Origin of the sequence: Jeongeupia sp. USM3 (genome assembly GCF_001808185.1) — a bacterium.
Taxonomy (GTDB): Bacteria; Pseudomonadota; Gammaproteobacteria; order Burkholderiales; family Chitinibacteraceae; genus Jeongeupia.
In genome coordinates this window covers 3,705,123-3,725,192 of sequence record NZ_CP017668.1, presented here as the reverse complement: position 1 = coordinate 3,725,192, position 20,070 = coordinate 3,705,123, and the positions used below count along the sequence as shown (strand labels likewise).

The 20,070-nt window shown below is 66.5% G+C and carries 16 protein-coding genes; 6 read left to right on the top strand and 10 right to left on the bottom strand.

Annotated elements, in window-relative coordinates:
- Nucleotides 1-163: 163 nt before the first annotated feature.
- The 4 genes from BJP62_RS17515 (at nucleotide 164) to BJP62_RS17500 (ending at nucleotide 2,833) form a co-directional block, all read left to right on the top strand.
- On the top strand, nucleotides 164-754 hold the full coding sequence (locus tag BJP62_RS17515; RefSeq protein WP_070531957.1) for an NUDIX hydrolase: 591 nt from the start codon (nucleotides 164-166) through the stop codon (nucleotides 752-754).
- 98 nt (nucleotides 755-852) lie between these two features.
- Nucleotides 853-1,533, top strand: a complete 681-nt coding sequence (tsaB, locus tag BJP62_RS17510) for a tRNA (adenosine(37)-N6)-threonylcarbamoyltransferase complex dimerization subunit type 1 TsaB (RefSeq protein WP_070531954.1) — start codon at nucleotides 853-855, stop codon at nucleotides 1,531-1,533.
- On the top strand, nucleotides 1,530-1,976 hold the full coding sequence (gene rimI, locus BJP62_RS17505; protein ID WP_070531951.1) for a ribosomal protein S18-alanine N-acetyltransferase: 447 nt from the start codon (nucleotides 1,530-1,532) through the stop codon (nucleotides 1,974-1,976). The genes tsaB and rimI overlap by 4 nt, the downstream gene beginning before the upstream one ends.
- Entirely contained in the window at nucleotides 1,973-2,833 is an 861-nt protein-coding gene (locus BJP62_RS17500; RefSeq protein ID WP_070531948.1) for a uracil-DNA glycosylase family protein, read from the top strand. Before rimI ends, BJP62_RS17500 begins: the two co-directional genes overlap by 4 nt.
- Nucleotides 2,834-2,879: 46 nt before the next feature.
- Here the strand turns inward: BJP62_RS17500 and BJP62_RS17495 are convergent, their stop codons facing one another.
- The 5 genes from BJP62_RS17495 to BJP62_RS17475 all read right to left on the bottom strand — a co-directional run bounded on the left by BJP62_RS17495 (nucleotide 2,880) and on the right by BJP62_RS17475 (nucleotide 8,006).
- Nucleotides 2,880-3,563 carry a peptidoglycan DD-metalloendopeptidase family protein gene (locus tag BJP62_RS17495; protein WP_070531945.1) on the bottom strand — a complete coding sequence of 228 codons (684 nt, stop codon included), beginning with the start codon at nucleotides 3,561-3,563 and terminating at the stop codon, nucleotides 2,880-2,882.
- A gap of 93 nt (nucleotides 3,564-3,656) precedes the next feature.
- Nucleotides 3,657-5,213 carry an MDR family MFS transporter gene (locus BJP62_RS17490; protein WP_168163855.1) on the bottom strand — a complete coding sequence of 519 codons (1,557 nt, stop codon included), beginning with the start codon at nucleotides 5,211-5,213 and terminating at the stop codon, nucleotides 3,657-3,659.
- Nucleotides 5,206-5,637: a MarR family winged helix-turn-helix transcriptional regulator gene (locus tag BJP62_RS17485; RefSeq protein ID WP_070531940.1), complete on the bottom strand. Its 432-nt coding sequence runs from the start codon at nucleotides 5,635-5,637 to the stop codon at nucleotides 5,206-5,208. Before BJP62_RS17485 ends, BJP62_RS17490 begins: the two co-directional genes overlap by 8 nt.
- Before the next feature lie 181 nt (nucleotides 5,638-5,818).
- Nucleotides 5,819-6,322: a DUF934 domain-containing protein gene (locus BJP62_RS17480; protein ID WP_070531937.1), complete on the bottom strand. Its 504-nt coding sequence runs from the start codon at nucleotides 6,320-6,322 to the stop codon at nucleotides 5,819-5,821.
- Nucleotides 6,315-8,006 carry a nitrite/sulfite reductase gene (locus tag BJP62_RS17475; protein ID WP_070531934.1) on the bottom strand — a complete coding sequence of 564 codons (1,692 nt, stop codon included), beginning with the start codon at nucleotides 8,004-8,006 and terminating at the stop codon, nucleotides 6,315-6,317. The genes BJP62_RS17480 and BJP62_RS17475 overlap by 8 nt, the downstream gene beginning before the upstream one ends.
- Nucleotides 8,007-8,315: 309 nt before the next feature.
- Here BJP62_RS17475 and pepN point away from each other — a divergent pair, with 309 nt between their 5' ends.
- Both pepN and BJP62_RS17465 read left to right on the top strand, forming a co-directional pair.
- Nucleotides 8,316-10,958 carry an aminopeptidase N gene (gene pepN, locus BJP62_RS17470; protein WP_070531931.1) on the top strand — a complete coding sequence of 881 codons (2,643 nt, stop codon included), beginning with the start codon at nucleotides 8,316-8,318 and terminating at the stop codon, nucleotides 10,956-10,958.
- A gap of 17 nt (nucleotides 10,959-10,975) precedes the next feature.
- A complete protein-coding gene (locus BJP62_RS17465; protein WP_070531929.1) occupies nucleotides 10,976-11,908 on the top strand; it encodes an NADP-dependent oxidoreductase in 933 nt (310 codons plus the stop codon).
- 9 nt (nucleotides 11,909-11,917) lie between these two features.
- On the opposite strand, the gene BJP62_RS17460 is transcribed toward BJP62_RS17465, so the two are convergent.
- From BJP62_RS17460 to BJP62_RS17440, 5 genes are all read right to left on the bottom strand, one after another.
- Nucleotides 11,918-13,561: an EAL domain-containing protein gene (locus tag BJP62_RS17460; RefSeq protein WP_070531924.1), complete on the bottom strand. Its 1,644-nt coding sequence runs from the start codon at nucleotides 13,559-13,561 to the stop codon at nucleotides 11,918-11,920.
- Nucleotides 13,561-16,188, bottom strand: a complete 2,628-nt coding sequence (locus tag BJP62_RS17455; RefSeq protein WP_236943717.1) for a LuxR C-terminal-related transcriptional regulator — start codon at nucleotides 16,186-16,188, stop codon at nucleotides 13,561-13,563. The genes BJP62_RS17460 and BJP62_RS17455 overlap by 1 nt, the downstream gene beginning before the upstream one ends.
- Before the next feature lie 254 nt (nucleotides 16,189-16,442).
- Complete coding sequence (locus tag BJP62_RS17450; protein WP_070531920.1) at nucleotides 16,443-18,062, bottom strand: methyl-accepting chemotaxis protein; 1,620 nt, start codon at nucleotides 18,060-18,062, stop codon at nucleotides 16,443-16,445.
- A 602-nt stretch (nucleotides 18,063-18,664) separates the two neighbouring features.
- Nucleotides 18,665-19,450, bottom strand: a complete 786-nt coding sequence (locus BJP62_RS17445; RefSeq protein ID WP_070532941.1) for a dioxygenase — start codon at nucleotides 19,448-19,450, stop codon at nucleotides 18,665-18,667.
- 60 nt (nucleotides 19,451-19,510) lie between these two features.
- Nucleotides 19,511-19,915 (bottom strand): DoxX family protein, encoded by a 405-nt coding sequence (locus tag BJP62_RS17440; protein ID WP_070531916.1) that lies wholly within the window; start codon nucleotides 19,913-19,915, stop codon nucleotides 19,511-19,513.
- Between the last annotated feature and the right edge of the window lie 155 nt (nucleotides 19,916-20,070).

Below are 20,070 nucleotides of genomic sequence, written 5' to 3'. Positions count from 1 at the left end.
CCGGGCACGTGCCTCGCCGCGGTACGAATACCGCATGTGCAACGCCGCACGCTGCCGGCCATATCCCCACGGACCGTCGCCGATGGCCGCCGCGGCGGGCGGCACCATACCCGAATGGCATTTCGTGGCGTATGCTGACTGCGGTGCCCGACCGGAGCCAGCCATGCCCGACCTCGATCCTCCCCGCCTGCTGAGATCGCAAGCCGTTTTCCAGGCCCGGGACATGCAGATCCGGGCCGACACCTATGCGCTGCCCGGGCGCGCCGAGCCCTGGGTATCCAGCGTGCTCGAATACCCGGACTGGGTCAGCGCATTTGCGCTGACGCGCGATCATCATGTCCTGCTGGTCCGGCAGTACCGGCCCGGCATACGACAGTACAGCCTGGAAGTCCCCGGTGGCTGGGTCAAGCCCGACGACCCGTCGCTGGAGGCGGCGATCCGGCGCGAGCTGCAGGAAGAAACCGGCCACCGTTTCGGCGAGTTGCGCCCGCTGGTCGCCGTCTCCCCCAATCCGGCCACGCACAACAACCGCCTGCACTGCTTTCTGGCGCTGGACGGCATGCCGGCGCAGGCGCTGCCACAGGACGACGACGAGCAGATCAGCGTCCAGCGGCTGCCGCTGGCGGAAGTGACCGCCCTGCTCAGGAACCGCGAGCTGTTTCACAACGGCCACCTGACCTGCATCTTTTATGCCTTGCTCGAGCTGGGGCTGCTCGCCGCCCCCGGCCCGGATCAGCCGTCGCCCGGCCGATAGGCCGCACCGGCGCCCCACCGACGGGTGCGGCGCCGCGCCGGACCGTGTGCAGTCTCACACGTGATAAAATCGTCGCCTGTTTTTGCACGGCTTGCCGCATGGCCTATCTCGCCCTCGATACCTCCACCGAACATCTGTCGCTCGCGCTGTCGCACCAGGACGGCGTGATCGCACGCGACTGGCACGTCGGCCAGCGCCACGCCGAACAGACGCTGCCACGACTCGAAGCGCTGCTGGCCGAGGCCAGCCTGACCCGGTCGGCGCTGCAGGGCATCGCCTTCGGCATGGGTCCGGGTTCGTTCACCGGCCTGCGCATCGGCTGCGGCATCGCCCAGGGGCTGGGCTTCGGTCTGGGGATTCCGGTAATCGGCGTCTCGACGCTCGAAGCGCTCGCGCAGGGCAGCGGCGCCGACAAGGTCTTCGCCTGCCTCGATGCGCGGATGCAGCAGGTTTATGTCGCCCGCTATGTGCGCGAAAGCGGCGGCTGGCGCGAGATCGGCGAAGCGCTGGTCTGCGACCCCGACGCCGTACCGGTGCCCGACGACACCGGCTGGACCGGCGTCGGCAGCGGCTTTGCCGCCTACGGCGACGCGCTTTCTGCCCGCCTGGGCGAGCGGCTGGTCGCGACCGAGCCCGAACGCTTTCCGCACGCGCGCGACCTGCTGGCGCTGGCACTGCCGCGCTTTGCCGCCGGCCTTGGCCGTCCGGCACACGAGGCGACGCTGGTCTACCTGCGCGACAAGGTCGCGCTGAAAACCCACGAGCGCGCGCCGAAGTGACGCTGCGCCCGCTGACCGCCGACGACGTCGACGCGCTGGTCGCACTCGACGCCGCGACCAATCCGCAGCCGTGGTCGGCCGCGTTGTGGCGCGATGCGCTGACGCGCGATCACGGCACCGGACTCGTCGACGGTGAAGGCCGGCTGGCCGGTTTCACCGTAAGCAGCCGCGTGCTCGACGAGGCAGAGCTGCAGTCGATCGCCGTTGCCCCCGGACTGCAGCGCCGCGGCTTCGGCCTCGCGCTGCTGAACGCGCTGCTGGCCGAGTTGCGGCGCGACGGCGTCGCCCGGCTACTGCTTGAAGTCCGCGCCGGCAACACCGGCGCGCAGGCGCTGTACGCAGCCTGTGGCGGCGAAATCGTCGGCCGCCGCAACGGTTATTACGATCACGGTAGAGAGGACGCCCTGCTCTACACCTTCGTGCTGGCCGGAGGCGGATCATGAGCAGGCGCGCGCTCGACGAACTCGGCCTCGGGCCGATCTGGATCCGCCGCGACCAGCTTGCGGCACTGGCCCGCGACGCGGCGCCCGAAGAGGCCCAGGACGAACCGGCACCCGGTGTCGTTATACCGCGGCCGGCCGCACCGGCTGCCGCAGCAACCGCCGGCACACCATCCCCGGCAGCCACCAAGGCCAGCCGCGCCCCGGTCGTCGTCATTCCCGATGCGCGCACCCGCGCCGCGCCGCAGGCCGACATCAAGCCAGCCGAGAACGAGCGCAGTCGCGACATCGCGGCGATGGACTGGGAAACGCTCGAGGCATCGATCCGTGCGTGTACCGCGTGTGCGCTGTGCGAAGGCCGTACCCAGGCCGTTCCCGGTGTCGGCGACCGCAGCGCGCGCCTGCTGATCGTCGGCGAAGCGCCCGGTGCCGAAGAGGACAAGCGCGGCGAGCCCTTCGTCGGTGCGGCCGGCAAGCTACTCGACAATATGCTCGCGGCGATCGGCGAGAAACGCGGCGACGGCGTCTACATCGCCAACGTGCTCAAGTGCCGCCCGCCGGGCAACCGCAACCCGCAGCCGCCGGAAGTCGCCGAATGCGCGCCGTATCTGGCCCGGCAGATCGCGCTGATCCGGCCGACGGTGATTTTCGCGATCGGCCGCTTCGCCATCCAGACCCTGCTCAAGACCGATGCACCGATCAGCGCGCTGCGCGGCAAGGTGCACCGCCACGACGAGACTCCGGTGGTGATCAGCTACCACCCGGCCTATCTGCTGCGCAATCTGCCCGACAAGGCCAAGGCCTGGCAGGATCTGCTGCTGCTCGGCGAGCAACTCGCCGCAACAAAATCCGGCGACTGATTACCGCGGCCCTTCCGGCCGCAACCGTGTGCGCACGACGCGCCGCTCAGCGATCCGGCAGGTAAGGCGCCGGGTCGACCGCCTTGCCGTCGACGCGCACCTCGAAGTGCAGCCGGTCGGTCGGCACGCCGGCGCTGCCGCCGGCCTTGGCGATCACCTGGCCGGCCTGCACGCTGGCGCCGTCCTTGACCAGCAGCTCGCGGTTGTACGCATACACGGTGATCACCCGGGCATCGTGCTTGATCACGATCAGGTTGCCGTAGGTGCGGATGCCGCCGCCGACGTAGACGACCTTGCCGGCCGCCGCCGCCTTGACCGGATCGCCGGGCTGCGCCGCGAGCACAATGCCCTTCATCGTGCTGCCGTTGTAGCGCGCGACCACCTGCCCCGGTACCGGCCATGCCAGCCGGATGTCGACCGCGGGTTTGCTCGGGGCCGGTTTGGCCGGCGCGGGCTTGCCGCCCGACGGCGCGCTGCCACCCGACGTGCCGGGCGGCGCCACGCGCAGCAACTGGCCGGTCTGGATGTCGTTGCCGCTGAGCTTGTTCCAGCGCTTGATCTCGGCCACGCTGCGGCCATTCCTGGTCGCGATGCGCCAGAGCGTGTCGCCCTGGGCCACGCGGTAGAAACCGGCCGGCGCAGGGCCGGCGTCGGGCGTGCCGGCACACGCGGCAAGCAGCGCCGCCAGCAGCAGCGGCGCGGCACGACGGAGGATTGTGGAAGCGGACATGGAGCGAATCTTACCGTCTCCACGCCCGTGCCGCCGTGATCGACTTGCTCTTGCCAAACGGCAAGAGTTCAGCCCGACGGCATGCGCCCGTCGTCAATGCGCCGCCGCCGGCGTCCTCGCCGCGACGAAGGGCGGCAGCCCCCGGGCGATCAGATAGCAAAGCAGCGTTACCACGATGCAGGCGAAGAACGCGAGGTGGATGCCGCTGACAAGGGACAGCCGGGCACCGTCGAGCAGGCCGGCGGCATCGAGCCCGAGCCGGTCCGCGAGCTGGCCCAGTTGCACCTGCTCCTGCGCGCGGATCAGCAGTTGCGGGCTGTCGAGCAGGCGGACGATGTCCGGGCTGTGGACGCCGGCAAGCACCTCGCCAACCTGCTGGCGATAGCGCAAGTCGACCGCCAGCCCGGCGGCGCTGGCGCCGATCATGCTGCCGAGCATCCGTGTCATCTGGATCAGTGCCGACGCGACGCCGACGTCGGCGCGCGCCACCGACGCTTGCACCTGCAGCGTCAGGTTCGGCAGCTGGAAACCGAGGCTCAGGCCGCAGATCGCAAAGCCCAGCGCCATCAGCCAGTGCGGCGTCGCGTCGTTCAGCGTCGCCAGCAAAGCGGTGCCGAACATCAGCACCAGCAGTCCCCACGAGATCAGTTTTTCCGGCTGCGGCAGCCGCGGTACCAGCCGGCCGTTGATGATGCTGCCGACCGTGATGCTGACCAGCAAGGGCGTCACCAGCATGCCGGCCGCTTTTGGCGACAGCCCGAAACCGCCCTGCAGCAGCAGCGGTGCATAGAAGATCAGCACGAACATCACCAGCCCGGTGAGGAAACCGAGCACGCACAGTTGCCGCACGGCCTTCTCGGCAAACAGCCTTGGCGGAATCACCGGCGCGCGGCTGCGTGACTGGTGGCGGACGAACAGCCAGCACACCAGTCCCGTCCCGGCGACCATCGCCCACAGCCACGGGCTGGCTAGGCCCAGCGTACCGAAACGCTCGGTGGTGAACAGGATCGCGCAGAAGCCGGCCGCCAGCAGGCCGGCGCCGAGCCAGTCGATCGAACGATCATCGGAGTCGTGGTTGACCTGATGCGGCAGGTAGCGCCACACGACCGGCAAGGCAAGCAGGCCGATCGGCAGATTGACGTAGAACACGCTGCGCCAGCCCAGGTGTTCGGTCAGCCAGCCGCCAAGTGCCGGCCCCATCGCGGTGGCGATACCAAAGGTCGCCGACAGCATTGCCTGCCAGCGCACCCGTTGCAGCGGATCGGGGAACAGGTCGCTGACCGACGCGAACGCCGCGCCGGCAAGCATGCCGCCGCCGATCCCCTGCAGCGCCCGTGCCAGCACCAGCTGCAGCATGCTCTGCGCCATGCCGCACAGCGCCGACGCGAGCGTGAACAGCACGATCGCCGCCAGCACGAACGGCTTGCGGCCGTACAGGTCACCGAGCCGGCCGGTGATCGCGATCATCACCGCATTGGTCATCAGGTACGCCGACGCCACCCACGGATAAAGCGCGTAACCCTGCAGTTCGGCGACGACGCGCGGCAAGGCGGTGCCGACGACGGTCTGGTCGAGCGCGATCAGCATCATGACCAGACAGATGCCGCTCATCGCGGCGATCGAGACCCAGGTCGAACGCGGCTCAGCCATGGCCGGCGCGCGGCGGCAACGCATTGCCCAGATGCGTCATCGCCCGCAACAACTCGTCCCGCGCCTCATCGGACACGCGGTCGAGCACGTCGCGCGCGTGCTTGTCGAACATCGTGCCGATGTCCTTGGCGTGCGTCTGCCCGGCGGCGGTCAGTACCAGGATGTTGCTGCGCCGGTCCTGCGGGTTCGGCGTGCGCTCGACCCAGCCCTCGGCGACCAGCTGGTCGACCATCCGGCTGATCCAGCTCTTCTCGAAGTTGAGGATCTGTCCCAGTGTCGACTGCGTCATCGGGCCGACGCGGTACATCATTTCGAGAATGCGGCTGTTCTGGGACAGATTGATCGCGGCGAGCTGGTCCCGCTCCTCGAGCACGAAGCGCCAGACGAGCTCGCGCAGTTGTCGCGCGTCCTTGTCGACTCTCATACGGAAATCTCCATGGATATCGATGTCCCTTTGAATGTAAACGCCACCGTTGCACCTTGCAACGAAATGCGGCGCCGCAGCGAGGCAAATAATTTGGATGACAACGTCAAACCGCGCGGCTTTCACGCCATCGATACAAAAAGGGCGCACCGCGGTGCGCCCTTTGCAAGCCGTGCCGACGTCAGCCGGCGCGGCGACGGAACAGCGGCATCGGCTGGGCGACGCTGCTCTGGTACGACTCGGTGAAGTCGTCGAGCCCCTTGAGCGCCTCGGCGATGTCCTTGTCCTCGCGGATCACGAAGGCGTTGAAACCGCAGCGGGTCAGGTAGTTCAGCGTGTCCTTGAACACGTCGCCGAAGGCGCGCAGCTCGCCGGTGAAACCGTAGCGTTCGCGCAGCAGCCGGCCGATAGAGAAGCCGCGGCCGTCGGTGAAGGCCGGGAATTCGACGGCGATCAGCTTGAGGCCCGCCGCATCGGCGCCGAGCAGTTCGGGTTCGTCATCGGGCGAGAACCAGACGCCGACGTCGCCGCGCGCGGTCAGCTCGGCCTTCTGCGCGAGGTACTGCGCCAGCGGCACGATCACGGTGCCCTGCGCCGGCACGGCGGCGAACGCCCCGTCCTCGCTATTGCGCAGCAGCGTGGCGGTATCGTCGACGATCTGCCGGTCGAGAATCAGCTTAGGCATCGGCGACCTCCTTCGGTGCCCGCAGGTTCGGCTTGCCGGCGTAGACCCTGGTCTTGAACGGCTCCATGCCGATCCGGTCGAACACGTCGATGAACGGCTCCTCGCCTTCACGGGCGGCGACGAACACATTGATGATCTTCTCGATCACGTCGGGCATTTCGTCCTGCGCGAACGACGGGCCGATCACTTTGCCGATGCTGGCGGCCACGCCCTGGCGGCCGCCGAGCGACACCTGGTACCACTCGGAACCATTCTTGTCGACGCCGAGGATGCCGATGTTGCCAACATGGTGGTGGCCACAGGCGTTCATGCAGCCCGACATGTTCAGGTCGATCTCGCCGAGGTCGTACAGGTAGTCGAGGTTGTCGAAGCGCTGCTGGATCGCCAGCGCGATCGGGATCGACTTGGCGTTGGCGAGCGAACAGAAATCGCCACCCGGGCAGCAGACCACGTCGGTCAGCAGGCCGACGGTCGGCGTCGCGAGCTTCAGCGCCTTCAGTTCTTCCCACAGTGCCAGCAGCTCGGCCTGCTTCACGTACGGCAGGATCAGGTTCTGCTCGTGGCTGGCGCGCAGCTCGCCCAGCGAGTACTTGTCGGCCAGATCGGCGATCGCGTCGAGCTGGTCGCCGCTGACGTCGCCGGGCGCGACGCCCGGATGCTTGAGCGACAGGGTCACACAGGCGTAGCCCGGCTGCTTGTGCGCGAACACGTTGCGCTCGACCCAGCGGCCGAAGCCCTTGTTGTCCTGACGCGCGGCAACGAAACCGGCATCGTCACCGGCAAACGATTCGTACGCCGGTGCGGTGAAGAACTTCGAAACGCGGTCGATCTCGCCCTGCGTCAGCGTCGTCGGGCCGTCCTTCAGGTGGACCCATTCCTGCTCGACCTTGGCGCCGAACGCTTCCGGCGTCATCGCCTTGACGAGGATCTTGATCCGCGCCTTGTACTTGTTGTCGCGACGGCCGTAGCGGTTGTACACGCGCAGCACGGCGTCCAGATACGACAGCAGGTGCATCGGTTCGAGCCACGGCTTGATCAGGCTGCCGATGATCGGCGTGCGGCCGAGGCCGCCGCCGACGTAGATCTGGAAGCCGATCTCGCCGGCTTCGTTGCGGATCACGTTGATGCCGATGTCGTGGACCAGGATCGCGGCGCGGTCTTCGGCGGCACCGTTGACGGCGATCTTGAACTTGCGCGGCAGGTGGGCGAACTCGGGGTGGAAGGTGCTCCACTCGCGGATGATTTCGCACCACGGGCGCGGGTCGACGATCTCGTCGTGGGCGACGCCGGCGAACTGGTCGGTCGTCGTGTTGCGGATGCAGTTGCCCGAAGTCTGGATCGCGTGCATCTGCACCGTGGCCAGATCGGCGAGGATCTGCGGCACGTCTTCGAGTTTGGGCCAGTTGTACTGGAGGTTCTGGCGCGTGGTGAAGTGGCCGTAGTCGCGGTCGTAGCTTCGGGCGATCTTCGCGAGCACGCGCACCTGGCGGCTGGCGAGTTCGCCGTACGGCACGGCCACGCGCAGCATCGGCGCGTGGCGCTGGATGTAGAGGCCGTTCTGCAGGCGCAGCGGGCGGAATTCTTCTTCGGTCAGCTCGCCCGCGAGGTAGCGGCGCGTCTGATCGCGGAACTGCGCTACGCGCTGGTCCACGATTTTCTGGTCGAGTTCGTCGTAAACGTACATCGCGATCCTAAGCGAAAGGTGTCCAGGCGGCGCGAATGTGCCGGTCGTAAGAACAACGCACACGCACGCACCCATGAGGCGGAAACTATACCAGCAGCCGCCTTATGAGCTGAATTACTGAGTTTTTATAAGTTGCAATGATTTGGCTATATAAGTGGGCATCGGCACGGCATGAAACCGGCCGGTCCGGCGCGAAAGCGCCACCGCCACGACGCCGGATGCCGTCGCCGCGGCATTGCTGCATTTGTGAGTCCCCTGCCCCGGCGGTAAGCTGACGCTACGTGTATTGAATCATTCAAGAAGAACGCCATGTCCCAGCCGCGCCAAGCCATCCGTCGTCTCGACTACACCGCCCCCGCCTACCTGATCGACCGCGTCGACCTGACCTTCGACCTCGACGACACCGCCACGCGCGTCACCAGCCGGCTGGTGCTGCAGCGCAACGCCGGGATTGCGCCCGATGTGCCGCTGGTGCTGAACGGCGAAGCACTGGTGCTCGAAGTGATCAAGCTCGACGGTGCGCCGCTGCCGCCCGATGCCTACACGCTGAGCGACGAGGCGCTGACAATCCCGGGCATGCCGGACACCGCCATCCTCGAAATCGTCACCCGGATCAACCCGGAAGCCAATACCGCGCTGTCGGGCCTCTACCTGTCCGGCGGCAACTTCATCACCCAGTGCGAGGCCGAGGGCTTCCGCCGGATCACCTTCTACCTCGACCGGCCGGACGTGATGGCCAAGTTCACCACGACGATCATCGCCGACCGGGCCAGGTTTCCGGTGCTGCTGTCGAACGGCAACCGCGTCGGCGAAGGCACGCTCGACAAGAACCGCCACTGGGTCAAGTGGGTCGACCCGTTCAAGAAGCCGGCCTATCTGTTCGCGCTGGTCGCCGGCAAGTTCGTTTCGGTCACCGGCAACCACACGACGCCGTCGGGCCGCAATGTCGCGATCGAGATCTACGTCGAGCCCGGCAATGCCGACCGCTGCCACCATGCGCTCGCGGCGGCGCAGAAGGCCATGGCATGGGACGAGCAGCGCTTCGGCCTCGAATACGACCTCGACGCCTACATGATCGTCGCGACCAACGATTTCAACATGGGCGCGATGGAGAACAAGGGCCTCAACGTCTTCAACAGCAAGTACGTGCTGGCCAAGCCCGAAACCGCGACCGACGCCGACTTCGACGGCATCGACTCGGTCGTCGCGCATGAATACTTCCACAACTGGACCGGCAACCGCGTCACCTGCCGCGACTGGTTCCAGCTGTCGCTGAAGGAAGGCCTGACCGTCTATCGCGACCAGGAGTTCTCGTCCGACCTCGGCAGCCGTGCCGTGCAGCGCATCCAGAACGTCCGTGGCCTGCGCGAGTACCAGTTCGCCGAGGATGCCGGCCCGCAGGCGCATCCTGTCCGTCCGGACGAGTATCAGGAAATCAACAATTTCTATACCTGGACCGTGTACGAGAAGGGTTCCGAAGTCGTGCGGATGTACGCGACGCTGCTCGGTACCGACGGTTTCCGCAAGGGCATGGACCTGTACTTCAAGCGCCACGACGGTCAGGCGGTGAGCTGCGACGACTTCCGCGCCGCAATGGCCGACGCCAATAGTGCCGACCTCGAACAGTTCGGCCGCTGGTACAGCCAGGCCGGTACGCCGGTGCTCGATATCGAGGGCGTCTATGACGAAGTCGCGCAGACGTACACGCTGACGGTGACGCAGTCGTGCCCGGCGACGCCGGGTCAGGACGGGAAGCTGCCGTTCCACATTCCGCTGGCGCTCGGCCTGCTGGATCGCCGCGGCCAGGAGCTGCCGCTGCAGCTCGAGGGCGAAGCCGTCGCGGCCGGCACGAGCCGCGTGCTTGCGCTGCGCGAGCCGGTGCAGACGTTCACCTTCGTCAACGTCCCCTATCACCCGGTGCCTTCGCTGCTGCGCGATTTTTCGGCGCCGGTGAAGCTCGACTACCCGTACAGCGACGACGATCTCGTCTTCCTGATGGCGCACGACAACGACGCATTCGCGCGCTGGGAAGCCGCCAACCAGTATGCGACCCGGCTGCTGCTGCAACGCTACCGCGACGGCGAGACCGATACCCCGGCGCCGGAAAAGTTCGTCGCCGCGATGGCCGCAGTGCTGAACAACACGCAGCTCGACCCGGCGCTGGCGGCGCTGATGCTGACGCTGCCGAGCGAAGCCGCGCTGTTCGAGGCGCTGGTCGACGTCGATCCGCAGAAGCTGTGCGCGGTCCGCCAGGGGCTGAAGGAAGCACTGGCGCGCAGCCTGCGGCCGCAGCTCCTGACGGGCTACCAGAAACTCAACACCGGCGCGCCCTACCGCTACGACGGCCCGGCCGTCGCCGGCCGTGCGCTCAAGAATGTCTGCCTCGATTATCTGGCCGAACTCGACGAACCGCTGACCGCCGAGCTGCTCGCCGACCAGTATCGCCACGCCGACAACATGACCGACCGGCTCGCCGCGCTGAAGGCGCTGGCGCAACGCGACGACGGCGAGCCCTATGTCTCCGACTTCGGCGCGGTCTGGCAGGACGACGCGCTGGTGATGGACAAGTGGTTCGCGCTGCAGGCGACGAGCAGCCGCCCCGGTGCGCTGAGCCAGGTGCAGGCGCTGATGGGCCACCCGGCGTTCTCGATCAGGAATCCGAACAAGGTCCGTGCGCTGATCGGCGCGTTCTGCCAGCAGAACCTGCAGCATTTCCACGCGCTCGACGGTTACGGTTACGCCTTCGCGGCCGACCGGATCATCGAGCTCGACAAGCTCAATCCGCAGATCGCGGCAAGGCTGGCGTCGTGCTTCAACCGCTGGACCCGGCTCGAACCGGCACGCCGCGCGCTGATGCGCGCCGAGCTCGAACGGATCGCCGGCGAACCGGGGCTGTCGGGCGATACCTTCGAAATCGCCAGCAAGGCACTGGGCGCCGGCGCGGCGGGCTAGACGGACAGGGAGGAAACATGAAGGCCATCCGCATCCACCGCTACGGCGGTCCCGAAGTCCTGCAGCTCGACGAGGTGCCGGTACCGGTGCCGGCCGACGGCGAGCTGCTGGTCCGGGTCAAGGCCGCCGGTGTCAATCCGGTCGACTGGAAGATCCGCGAAGGCCGGCTGGCCGGCATCATGGCGCACCGGCTGCCGCTGACGCTCGGCTGGGATGTCGCCGGGGTCGTCGAAGCCGTCGGCGCCTCGGTCACCGGCTTCAGGCCCGGTGACGACATCTACGCCCGCCCCGACGCGTCGCGCGACGGCTGCTACGCCGAGTATGCGGTGATCCGCGCCGACGAAGCCGCGATCAAGCCGCCGACGATCTCGTTCATCGAAGCCGCCGGCGTGCCGCTGGCGGCGCTGACGGCATGGAAGGCGCTGTTCGACGAGGCCGGGCTCAAGGCCGGCCAGCGCGTGCTGATCCACGCCGGCGCCGGCGGCGTCGGCGGTTTCGGCATCCAGCTTGCCAAGCACGCCGGCGCGCACGTGATCGCGACCGCGTCGACCGACAACCTTGCGCTGCTGCGGCTGCTCGGCGCCGATGACGTCGTCGACTACACGCGCGAGAACTTCATCGTCCGCGCGCCCGACGTCGACGTGGTGTTCGACACCATCGGCGGCGAGACGCAGGACAGATCGTGGGCCTGCCTCAGGCCCGGCGGCGTGCTGGTGTCGGTCGTCTCGGCGCCCGACCCGGAAACGGCGCAGCAGCACCGGGCACGCGGCGCACTGGCCGTCGTCGAGCCGAACGGCGCCCGGCTGGCCGAACTCGCCCGGCTGATCGATGCCGGCATCGTCACCGTGGTGATCGACGACGTCTATCCGCTCGATGCGGCGCGCGAAGCGCACGCGCACAGCCAGACGGGCCACGCGCGCGGCAAGATCGTGCTGCACGTGGCGGACTGAGCGGCCGGATCAGCACGAACAGGGGGAAACGCTGCTGCCGGGTGGCTGCGGCTCGCACTCGGCAATGCCGGTGCCGCAATCGGAACGCTTCATCGAGCAGAGCCTGACGTGGTTTCGCCAGCCGTCAACCGACGCCGGCCGGCCGAAATAGTAGCCCTGGGCCGCGTCGACCTTGCGCCGGTTCAGGTAGGCAAGCTGGACCGGGGTTTCGACCTTTTCGACAACAACCTTCAGATCGAGCATCGACGCCATGCTCAGCACGCTGTCGAGCACGCACTCGACCTCCCGGCTCTTGCCCACGCCGTCGAGGAACAGGCCGTCGATCTTGACGAAGTCGAAACGGAAACGGTGCAGATAGCCGAGCGAGCTGTATTCGGCGCCGAAATCGTCGAGCGCGATCTGGATGCCGCCGTCGCGCAGGCGGCCGAAAACGGCGTTGATCTGCTCGGTCTGCGAGATCGCGACAAAGCCGCGCTCGGTCACCTCGATCACCGGCTGCACGCCGTGCTCGCGCAGCACCCGCCCCCAGTGCTCGACGTGTTCGAGCAGTGCATCATCCGTCAGCGCCTCGTGCGACAGGTTCAGCCCCAGCCGCGCCCCGGCAGGCAGGGCCAGCAGAGGCAGGTCTTCGATCATCCGGACGATCAGCAGATGGGTCAGTTCGCTGATCAGCCCGTTGCTTTCGGCATGGGCGATGAAGCGGTCCGGCGCGACGAAGCGCCCGTCGGGCAGGGGCCACCGGGCCAGCATCTCGACGCCGATCAGCGATTGTTCCGGCAGCGAAAACACCGGCTGGTAGTACGGCACGATGGTCCTGGTGGCAATGGCCTTGCGCAAGGCGCGGTTGAACGCCCTTTCCCTGCTGGTGAGGCGTCTGGAAAACACGAACAGCAGCCAGAGCACACCGATCGCGATCACGTTCCACGTCACTAGGCTGTCGCGCATGTACAGCCAGCGCAACTGGTCGTCAGCCTCGACATAGACCTGCGCGCCGCCCGGTATCGACACGCTTTCCCATTCGTTGCGAAAGACCGGCAGATACGTGTCCACATGCTGATCGGCGCTCAGGTAGGTTCCCTTGATGCGCAGCACGACCCGTCGGTAGCGCAACGGATCCTGCGAGCGCAGCAGGTCGAAGAAGTACGCGGCCTGCAAGACGTTCAGCACGTTGTAGCCGTCGCTGTATGCATGGAAATCGAGCAAGCCCGGGGTATCGAGATTGAGCGGCGAACCGGCCTGGAAGGCGTTGCCCGAAAGCAGCCTGCCCAGCATGCCATCGATCTGCGCCTGCGCCGTTCCCGGCAGCGAGGTGCACACGAGCTGTCCGCCCTTGAGCACGCTAAAGCCCTGCACGTAGGGCATCCGCCCGGCGTGACTGCCCAGCGCCCGGACGATATCGCCATCGCAGCGGGCCACCTGCTGCGCCTGCGCCTGCGAGCGCCGGTGAACATCGTCGGCCATTTCGCGCGACTGCTGCTGCGCAGACGCCACCCGTTGCGCCAGCGCCGCCGCAACACCGCCAAGTTCCTGCCGGACGCCGTACTGGGTGAGGCGATAAAGGCCGAAATTGGTCGCGGCCAGCACCGCCAGGCCGGTCAGCCCGAGCACCAGCCAGCGCTTTGCTTCGTAGCCGGTCGATCGCGAAACCGGCATCAGATCAGCCCCAGCCGGCGGCACTTGTCGACCGCGCCGACACGGTTGCCTACGCCGAGCTTGCCGTACATGCCGCTCAGATACCATTTCACCGTCTGCGTCGCCAGATTCAGCCGCGACGCCACCTGCTCGTTGGTCAGGCCTTCGGCGACGAGCCGCAGGATTTCGAGCTCGCGCATGCCCAGCGGCACGCTGGCCGCCGGTTTGGCGGCCTGATCTCGGGTCTGCAGGATCAGGTCGGCGTGCCTTTGCTCGGCGGCGGTCAGCCTGGTGCGGCTGCGCAGGCCGGCCAGCAGCCCGACCAGTTCGGGGCCTTCGTCGAGGAAGGAGCTGATCGTGCCATTGGCGGCGGCAAGCTGCAGCGCGTCGTGCAAGGCCTCGCTTGCCAGCGCCTGCTCGCCGGCACACAGATGCCCGACCGCCGTCAGCAGATGAAGCTTCATCCGTCGCCACGACCGGCCGACCTGGGTTGCCTCGGTCATCAGCGTTGCCAGACGCTGCATCGCGACGACTCGGGACGGCTGGCCCGCGTGCAGCATCAGCCGCAGCATTTCGATGCCGGCGCCCTCGAGCTCTTCGCTCGGATGGACGAAGACCTGCACCGGGGGAAGCTCGGCATGGCCCAGCAGATCGCCCACCAGCGCCCGCAGGCGCACCGGGTTCCGGGTCACGATGGCAATGCGCGCCATCTCGAAACCCAGCCGGCGCTGCACGGCGGCATCCTGGGTAAAGCGGTCGGCCAGCCGTTCGAGTACCAGCAGGGCCGGCTCGCTGCCCTTGTCGATCAGGGTCAGCCGCGCATCGATGATACCGGCGAGCAGGGTCGACAGTACCGACGGCGAGCCCCTGTGCAGGCGCTGGTAACGGTCGAGCCAGTCGCGCGCCACATCGTACTGCCCCAGCTCGTACAGCAATTGCAGCCGGTAGCCGACACAGAACACGTGCATGCTGCCGGTCAGCGTGCGCACCGAGCGCGCGTGGATCATGTCGTCGGCGTTTCCCAGCACTTCCAGCGCATGCTTCAGTTCGCCGCCGGTTGCCAGCGTGGCGGCCTCAAGGAAATACGAAGTAAACAGCCCCTGCAGATTGCCCGCTTCGCGATGAATGCGTTTGGCCTGCATCACCACCGTGCCGGCCTTGGCCAGCTCGCCCTGACTGATCTGGATCATGGCCAGCATGTTGTAGATGCGGCCGCGGTTCATGTCGCCGACGTTTTCCAGCATCGGCATCAGTGCTTCGACCCCCTGCAGGATCGCGGCATAATCGGGTTGCGGATATTCGGTCAGGACCAGTTCCTGCAGATTGATGGTTTGCTCGACGAGCGGATCACACATGCCACGCATATTCGTTTTCACTTCTCTCAGGACCTGCAACGCCCGTTGCACGTCCCCGCTAAAGATAAGACCCCATACATAACTCGCGCTCAGGCCCGGGTTGCCGTACAGAAGCGCTGGCGGCAAGACCTGGCACCAGTCGATCACCTGCTGGAAGCACGCCCGGAACAGCAGGCTTTGCGTCAGCGCAGGCAGGTACTTCAAGGCGTCATCCCACGCGCCTGCACCGATCCAGTGCCCGACGGCCTGCTCGATCAGCCCCTGCCCGATGAACCATTCGGCCGCCCGCCGGCGCAATGCCGCTTGTGCCTGCGCCGGCAATGCGCCGGCCAGCGTTGCCGCATGCGCCACCAGTACCGGATGAACCCGGTACAGCTCGTCGCCCAGCGCTTCGACCGGCAGGCCGTGATGCACCAGCCCGGCCAGCAGCGGCGCACTGTCGCTGCGCTCGAACAGCCAGTCGCACAATGGTGCCGATACCTCGCCCAGCGGCATGATGCTGGCGAGAAAAGCCCGCTCGGCATCACTGCCGGCGGCAAGGACTTCGTCGTCCAGATAGCGCCGGACACGGTGGCAAAACGCCGCCGACCGCACCACCGCTTCCGGCGCGTCACGGTCGTTCTCCGCGCTCGCCCGCAGCAAGCTCGCAATGGCCGGCCAGCCGCCGCTGGCACGCTCCCAGCACCCGGCCTCGCCGCGATGGCGCACCGCGGTGTGCCGGCACAGGGTCGCCACTTCGTCGGTACCCATGGCCAGTGTCGACGCACCGAATTCGACCAGTTCGCCTGAAATCCGCAGGTGTTCCAGCGCGTGCGGTGCAAAGCTGCGCGTGGCGATCACCAGCGTGACATTTGCCGGCAGCGCATCCAGCACGGCCCGCAGCCAGCGTCCTTCGCACGCGGCGGATATCCGTTCCAGCGCATCGATGAACACCATCACCGGCTGCCCGCTCGCGCCGGCCCGCTCGCCAAGCAGTGCCAGCAGGGAGCGGATCGCGTGATCCGGCAGCCGGTCGGCCGGCTCCGGCGTCAGCCACTGCGCCACGCCCGGCGGCAGCGACTGGAACAGTTGCAGCAAGGCGCAGCTTTTGCCGAAGCCCGCCGGCGCATGCAGGACCAGCACCCGGCAGGACGCCAGATGCATGGTCAGCTTTGCCTGCAGTGACGGCCGGGGCATCAGCCCGCGCCGCGCCGGAGGGAGGTCAACGACCAGCATCCGTGTTTTCTCCAGTGAGGTCGTCGGGGCACAACGCGCCCGAAGCGAGCGGACAGATCCCGTAGGGCCCGGCGGCACCAAGCGGTTCCTTGACTTTAGTCGTTCGGCTGTCCGCCGACTTCGGCACTTCTTGTGAAGTGGCGCGGGGTTCCCTGGTCGTCTCCGCGACCTTTTCGACTTCCTGTTCCATGCCGCAGGCCACACGCGCAGCGTGCACATCGCGTCCGGAATGCCGCTGGCGCCCCTCCTGATCCGGCCAGCCACGCCACCGGCCGGCATCTGGCGGATCACGCCGGCGGCAACCGCGATCGCCGTGGCGACACCGTGGCGCCTCAGACCTTATAGCGCGCCACGACGCCCAACAATTCGTCGCTGTAGCCGTGAAGCTGCGCGCCGACTTCGGCCGTACCGTGTGCATTGGCGCTGGTTTCCTCGGTCATCTGCGCGACCTTTTCGATTTCCTGCGCCATGCTGTTGCTGGCCATGCTCTGCTCGCGCATCGCATCCGAGATGTCGTTGACGCTCGAGAGCACCGCCTGCGCGCTGTCCTTGATCTGCGCCACCACCTCGCCCGCCGATGTCACGTGGTTCACGCCCGCTGCAACCTCTTCAACGGTCAGCCGGATTGCCGTCACGGTGTGCAGTGCCTCGCTCTGCATCTGCGCGATGGTCTGGGCTATTTCCTGCGTCGACGTGCCGGTACGCTCGGCCAGCTTGCGCACCTCGTCGGCGACCACCGCGAAGCCGCGCCCCACTTCGCCGGCCCGCGCCGCCTCGATGGCTGCATTCAGCGCCAGCAGATTGGTCTGCTCGGCGATTTCCTTGATCGCCGTGACCACGGTGCTGATGTTTTCGGCCTTCTGCGACAGCGCCTCGACCTGCTGTGCGGTCAGATTGGCGCGCTCGGCGATCCGGTCGACCTTGTCGATCGCTTCGGTGATGGCCATGCCGCCGGTCGCGGCCAGATCGCCGGCCTGCTGCGCCAGTACGCGCGTCTCCTGCGAGCGCTCGGCCACGTGGGCAATGCTGACGGTCACTTCCTCGACCGCCGCAGCCATCGCCGACGACGAACTGCTGACCATCTCGTTGGCGGCCGACAGCTCGTTGGTGCTGGTCGCCAGCTCGCCGGCGCGCAGGCCGACATTGCGGCTGACCCCGGCAATCGCCCCGAGGCTCTGCTGCACCACGCCGAGCAGATCATTGAGCGCGGATGCGGTCACGCCGATTTCGTCGCGCGATCCGGCGTCGAAGCGCCGGGTGAAATCGAGCGTCTTGCCGATTTCGGCCGTTTCCTGCTGCAGCCGGTGCAGCGATTGCGCGATGCTGCGCGAAATCACGAAGCCGACCACCAGCAGCGCGGCACAGCCGGCAGCACCGATCGCAATCACCGTGGCATACAGCGTCTGGATGTCGGCAGCAACTTCGGCACTGCGCCGGTTGCCCAGATCGACGTTGAACTGCACCAGCTCGGACACCGCGACAAACACCTTGTCGGCGGCCGGCGAGGTCACCTTGCGCAGGAAGTCGAGCCGTACTTCCTTGCCTTCGAGCGCCATCAGCTGATCGGTCAGCCTGATCCACGTGGCCTGGGCATCGACCACAGCCTTGAAGAGCGCAATGTCCCGTTCCTTCACGTCCGGGGCGTCGAGCTCGATCGCCTTTTCATAGCTCTGCAGCGCCTTTGCCAGGCGCTCCCGCGTCGCGAAGAAGCTTTCCTTGACGGCCTTCTCGTCCTCCGGCTGTACCGCGGTCCACATCAGTGCCTGACGGCGTGCCTCGGCGAACTCCTGGTTGATCTGCGGCACGGTCGCCAGCGTCGGCACGATGTTGCTGGTGATGTCGTGCGCGCTGTCCTTTACCGAGGAAACCCGCCAGAACACCGTCGCCACCAGCAGCGCGAACGTTGCAATACCGACTGCATTCAGCAGTACCAGTTTGGTCGTGATTTTCATGATCGTCCCCCGATCCGAACGATCCACGACAGCACCCGATTGATCCCAGTTTTCATGCGTCACTCCACTTCCCGAATCTTGTAAGAAAACACAACAGCATTTAAGAATGACGGCGGTTTTTTTGTATTAATTACATCGCTATGTCATCGGCCGGAGGATAGTGAAGCCCGCAGACAGCAACAACGCATAAGTAAATGCTTATTGATATGGATCAATACATGCCACTGATATTTTCGATAACCACCCGAACGGGTGGTGCCAATTCCAGCCTTTCGTGAGTGCGTGGCCGATCGTCCCCCCGTTCCGGGCAAAGCAACAGCTTTGCCATCAAATATTGATGATAAATATCATCAACTTATATAACGTCGCCAACTCAACGACCCGAGTGTGAAGGATGAAAATAATGACATTTCCGGCAGAAAAATCATGCATCACGCATTGGAATCCACCAAGCCAGCCTATTTGAACGCCGGACATCAGCATTCAGCGCCGCCAGTACCCAGCCTCCTGGCCGCACGGAAAACGGCAAAAAAAAAGGCCGGTGCATCACTGCGCCGGCCGGGGCCCGACCAAATCCATCCATGACGAACGGATTTATTCTTTCATCGATTGAAACCGTAGACATCCATTGCCAGAATGCGCTCGGTTACACCGTCGTAATGGCGCACGGCGCTCGTTCCCGCGCCGGCCGCCCCCAGCGTCACGTACAGCGGCAGCAGATGTTCTTCGCTCGGGTGCGCACGTTCGGCGCCCGGCGCCTGCCGGCGGTAGTCGAGCAAGGCGTCGAGGTCGGCGGCCTGCAGCCTGTCGTGCATCCATTCCTGGAAAGCGGTCACATAGGGCAGTGCCGGTGCGCCGTCGAAACCCGGCTCGAATTCGTACAGATTGTGCGTCAGGCTGCCCGAGGCGATCAGCAGCACGTCGTCCGGTAGCAAGTCGGCGAGCAACTGCCCCAGCCGGTAGTGCCAGGCCGGGCTTTGCCGCGCGTTGATCGACAGCGGCACCACCGGGATGTCGGCAGCCGGGTAGAACGACTTCAGCGGCACCCAGCCGCCGTGGTCGAGGCCGCGCTGCGGATCGAGCTGCACCGGCCAGCCGGCCGCTTCCAGCCCCTGTGCCAGTTGCTGCGCCAGCGCCGGATCACCCTGCGTGTCGTAACGCTGCTGGTAGAGCGCCGCCGGGAAGCCGTAGAAATCGTGGATCGTGTCGTGCGTTGCCGCCGAACCGATCATGGTGATCGCCGCATGGTGGTGCGCCGAGACCATGACGATGGCGCGCGGGCGCGGCAGCCCGGCGGCGATCCGGGCCCAGGCCTCGCCGGTGTGGCCGGGATCGAGCGCCAGCATCGGCGAACCGTGGGAAACAAAGAAGGCAGGCAGTCGGGTCATCATCATTCTCCTGGCGCGAAGCCGGATGGCCATCGGCCATCCGGGTTCGGGATTGTGGATTTACTTGGCAGCCGGGCTCTTCACCAGGGCCAGCTTGCCGTCGCCGAGCAGCGTCAGCACCGCGGCAGCCACGGTCAGGAATACCGGATATTCCCAGCCGCCGTTCGGGTTGCCGAACGCCCAGCCGTTGCCGAAGTGGACCGTCGAGGCGCCGGCCAGCAGCAAGGTCAGCGGCACGGCGACAAGGCGCGGCATCACGCCGAGGATCAGCAGCGCGCCGCCGCCGATTTCGGCCAATGTCGTCGGATACGCCAGCCAGCCGGGAAAGCCGACCGAGGCAAAGAATTGCGCGGTGCCCGGCAGCGTGAACACCAGGAGCTTGGTGAAGCCGTGGGCCAGGAACATCACGCCGAGGGCAAGGCGCAGCAGCAGTGCGGCATAGGGGGCGGTGCGTTGGTCGATCATCGTGGGTCTCCGGTTTGGGTGTGGCCTGTCTAGTTGCAGGCGGTTCGGCATGTGCCGTTGCAGTGGTGCCACTTTAGGTCGGGGCCGGATCAGGATAAATATGCAATAATGCGATTTATCGTCCCGAAATTCGCAATAATCAGTCCTATCCATAA

Bases quoted from the DNA above. Each gene is read 5' to 3' on its own strand.
- BJP62_RS17485 (WP_070531940.1), bottom strand. From the start codon at position 5,637: ATGAGAGTCGACAAGGACGCGCGACAACTGCGCGAGCTCGTCTGGCGC.
- pepN (WP_070531931.1), top strand. From the start codon at position 8,316: ATGTCCCAGCCGCGCCAAGCCATCCGTCGTCTCGACTACACCGCCCCC.
- BJP62_RS17515 (WP_070531957.1), top strand. From the start codon at position 164: ATGCCCGACCTCGATCCTCCCCGCCTGCTGAGATCGCAAGCCGTTTTC.
- BJP62_RS17450 (WP_070531920.1), bottom strand. From the start codon at position 18,062: ATGAAAATCACGACCAAACTGGTACTGCTGAATGCAGTCGGTATTGCA.
- BJP62_RS17495 (WP_070531945.1), bottom strand. From the start codon at position 3,563: ATGTCCGCTTCCACAATCCTCCGTCGTGCCGCGCCGCTGCTGCTGGCG.
- BJP62_RS17480 (WP_070531937.1), bottom strand. From the start codon at position 6,322: ATGCCTAAGCTGATTCTCGACCGGCAGATCGTCGACGATACCGCCACG.
- BJP62_RS17445 (WP_070532941.1), bottom strand. From the start codon at position 19,450: ATGACCCGACTGCCTGCCTTCTTTGTTTCCCACGGTTCGCCGATGCTG.
- BJP62_RS17500 (WP_070531948.1), top strand. From the start codon at position 1,973: ATGAGCAGGCGCGCGCTCGACGAACTCGGCCTCGGGCCGATCTGGATC.
- BJP62_RS17475 (WP_070531934.1), bottom strand. From the start codon at position 8,006: ATGTACGTTTACGACGAACTCGACCAGAAAATCGTGGACCAGCGCGTA.
- BJP62_RS17440 (WP_070531916.1), bottom strand. From the start codon at position 19,915: ATGATCGACCAACGCACCGCCCCCTATGCCGCACTGCTGCTGCGCCTT.
- BJP62_RS17490 (WP_168163855.1), bottom strand. From the start codon at position 5,213: ATGGCTGAGCCGCGTTCGACCTGGGTCTCGATCGCCGCGATGAGCGGC.
- BJP62_RS17460 (WP_070531924.1), bottom strand. From the start codon at position 13,561: ATGCCGGTTTCGCGATCGACCGGCTACGAAGCAAAGCGCTGGCTGGTG.
- BJP62_RS17465 (WP_070531929.1), top strand. From the start codon at position 10,976: ATGAAGGCCATCCGCATCCACCGCTACGGCGGTCCCGAAGTCCTGCAG.
- tsaB (WP_070531954.1), top strand. From the start codon at position 853: ATGGCCTATCTCGCCCTCGATACCTCCACCGAACATCTGTCGCTCGCG.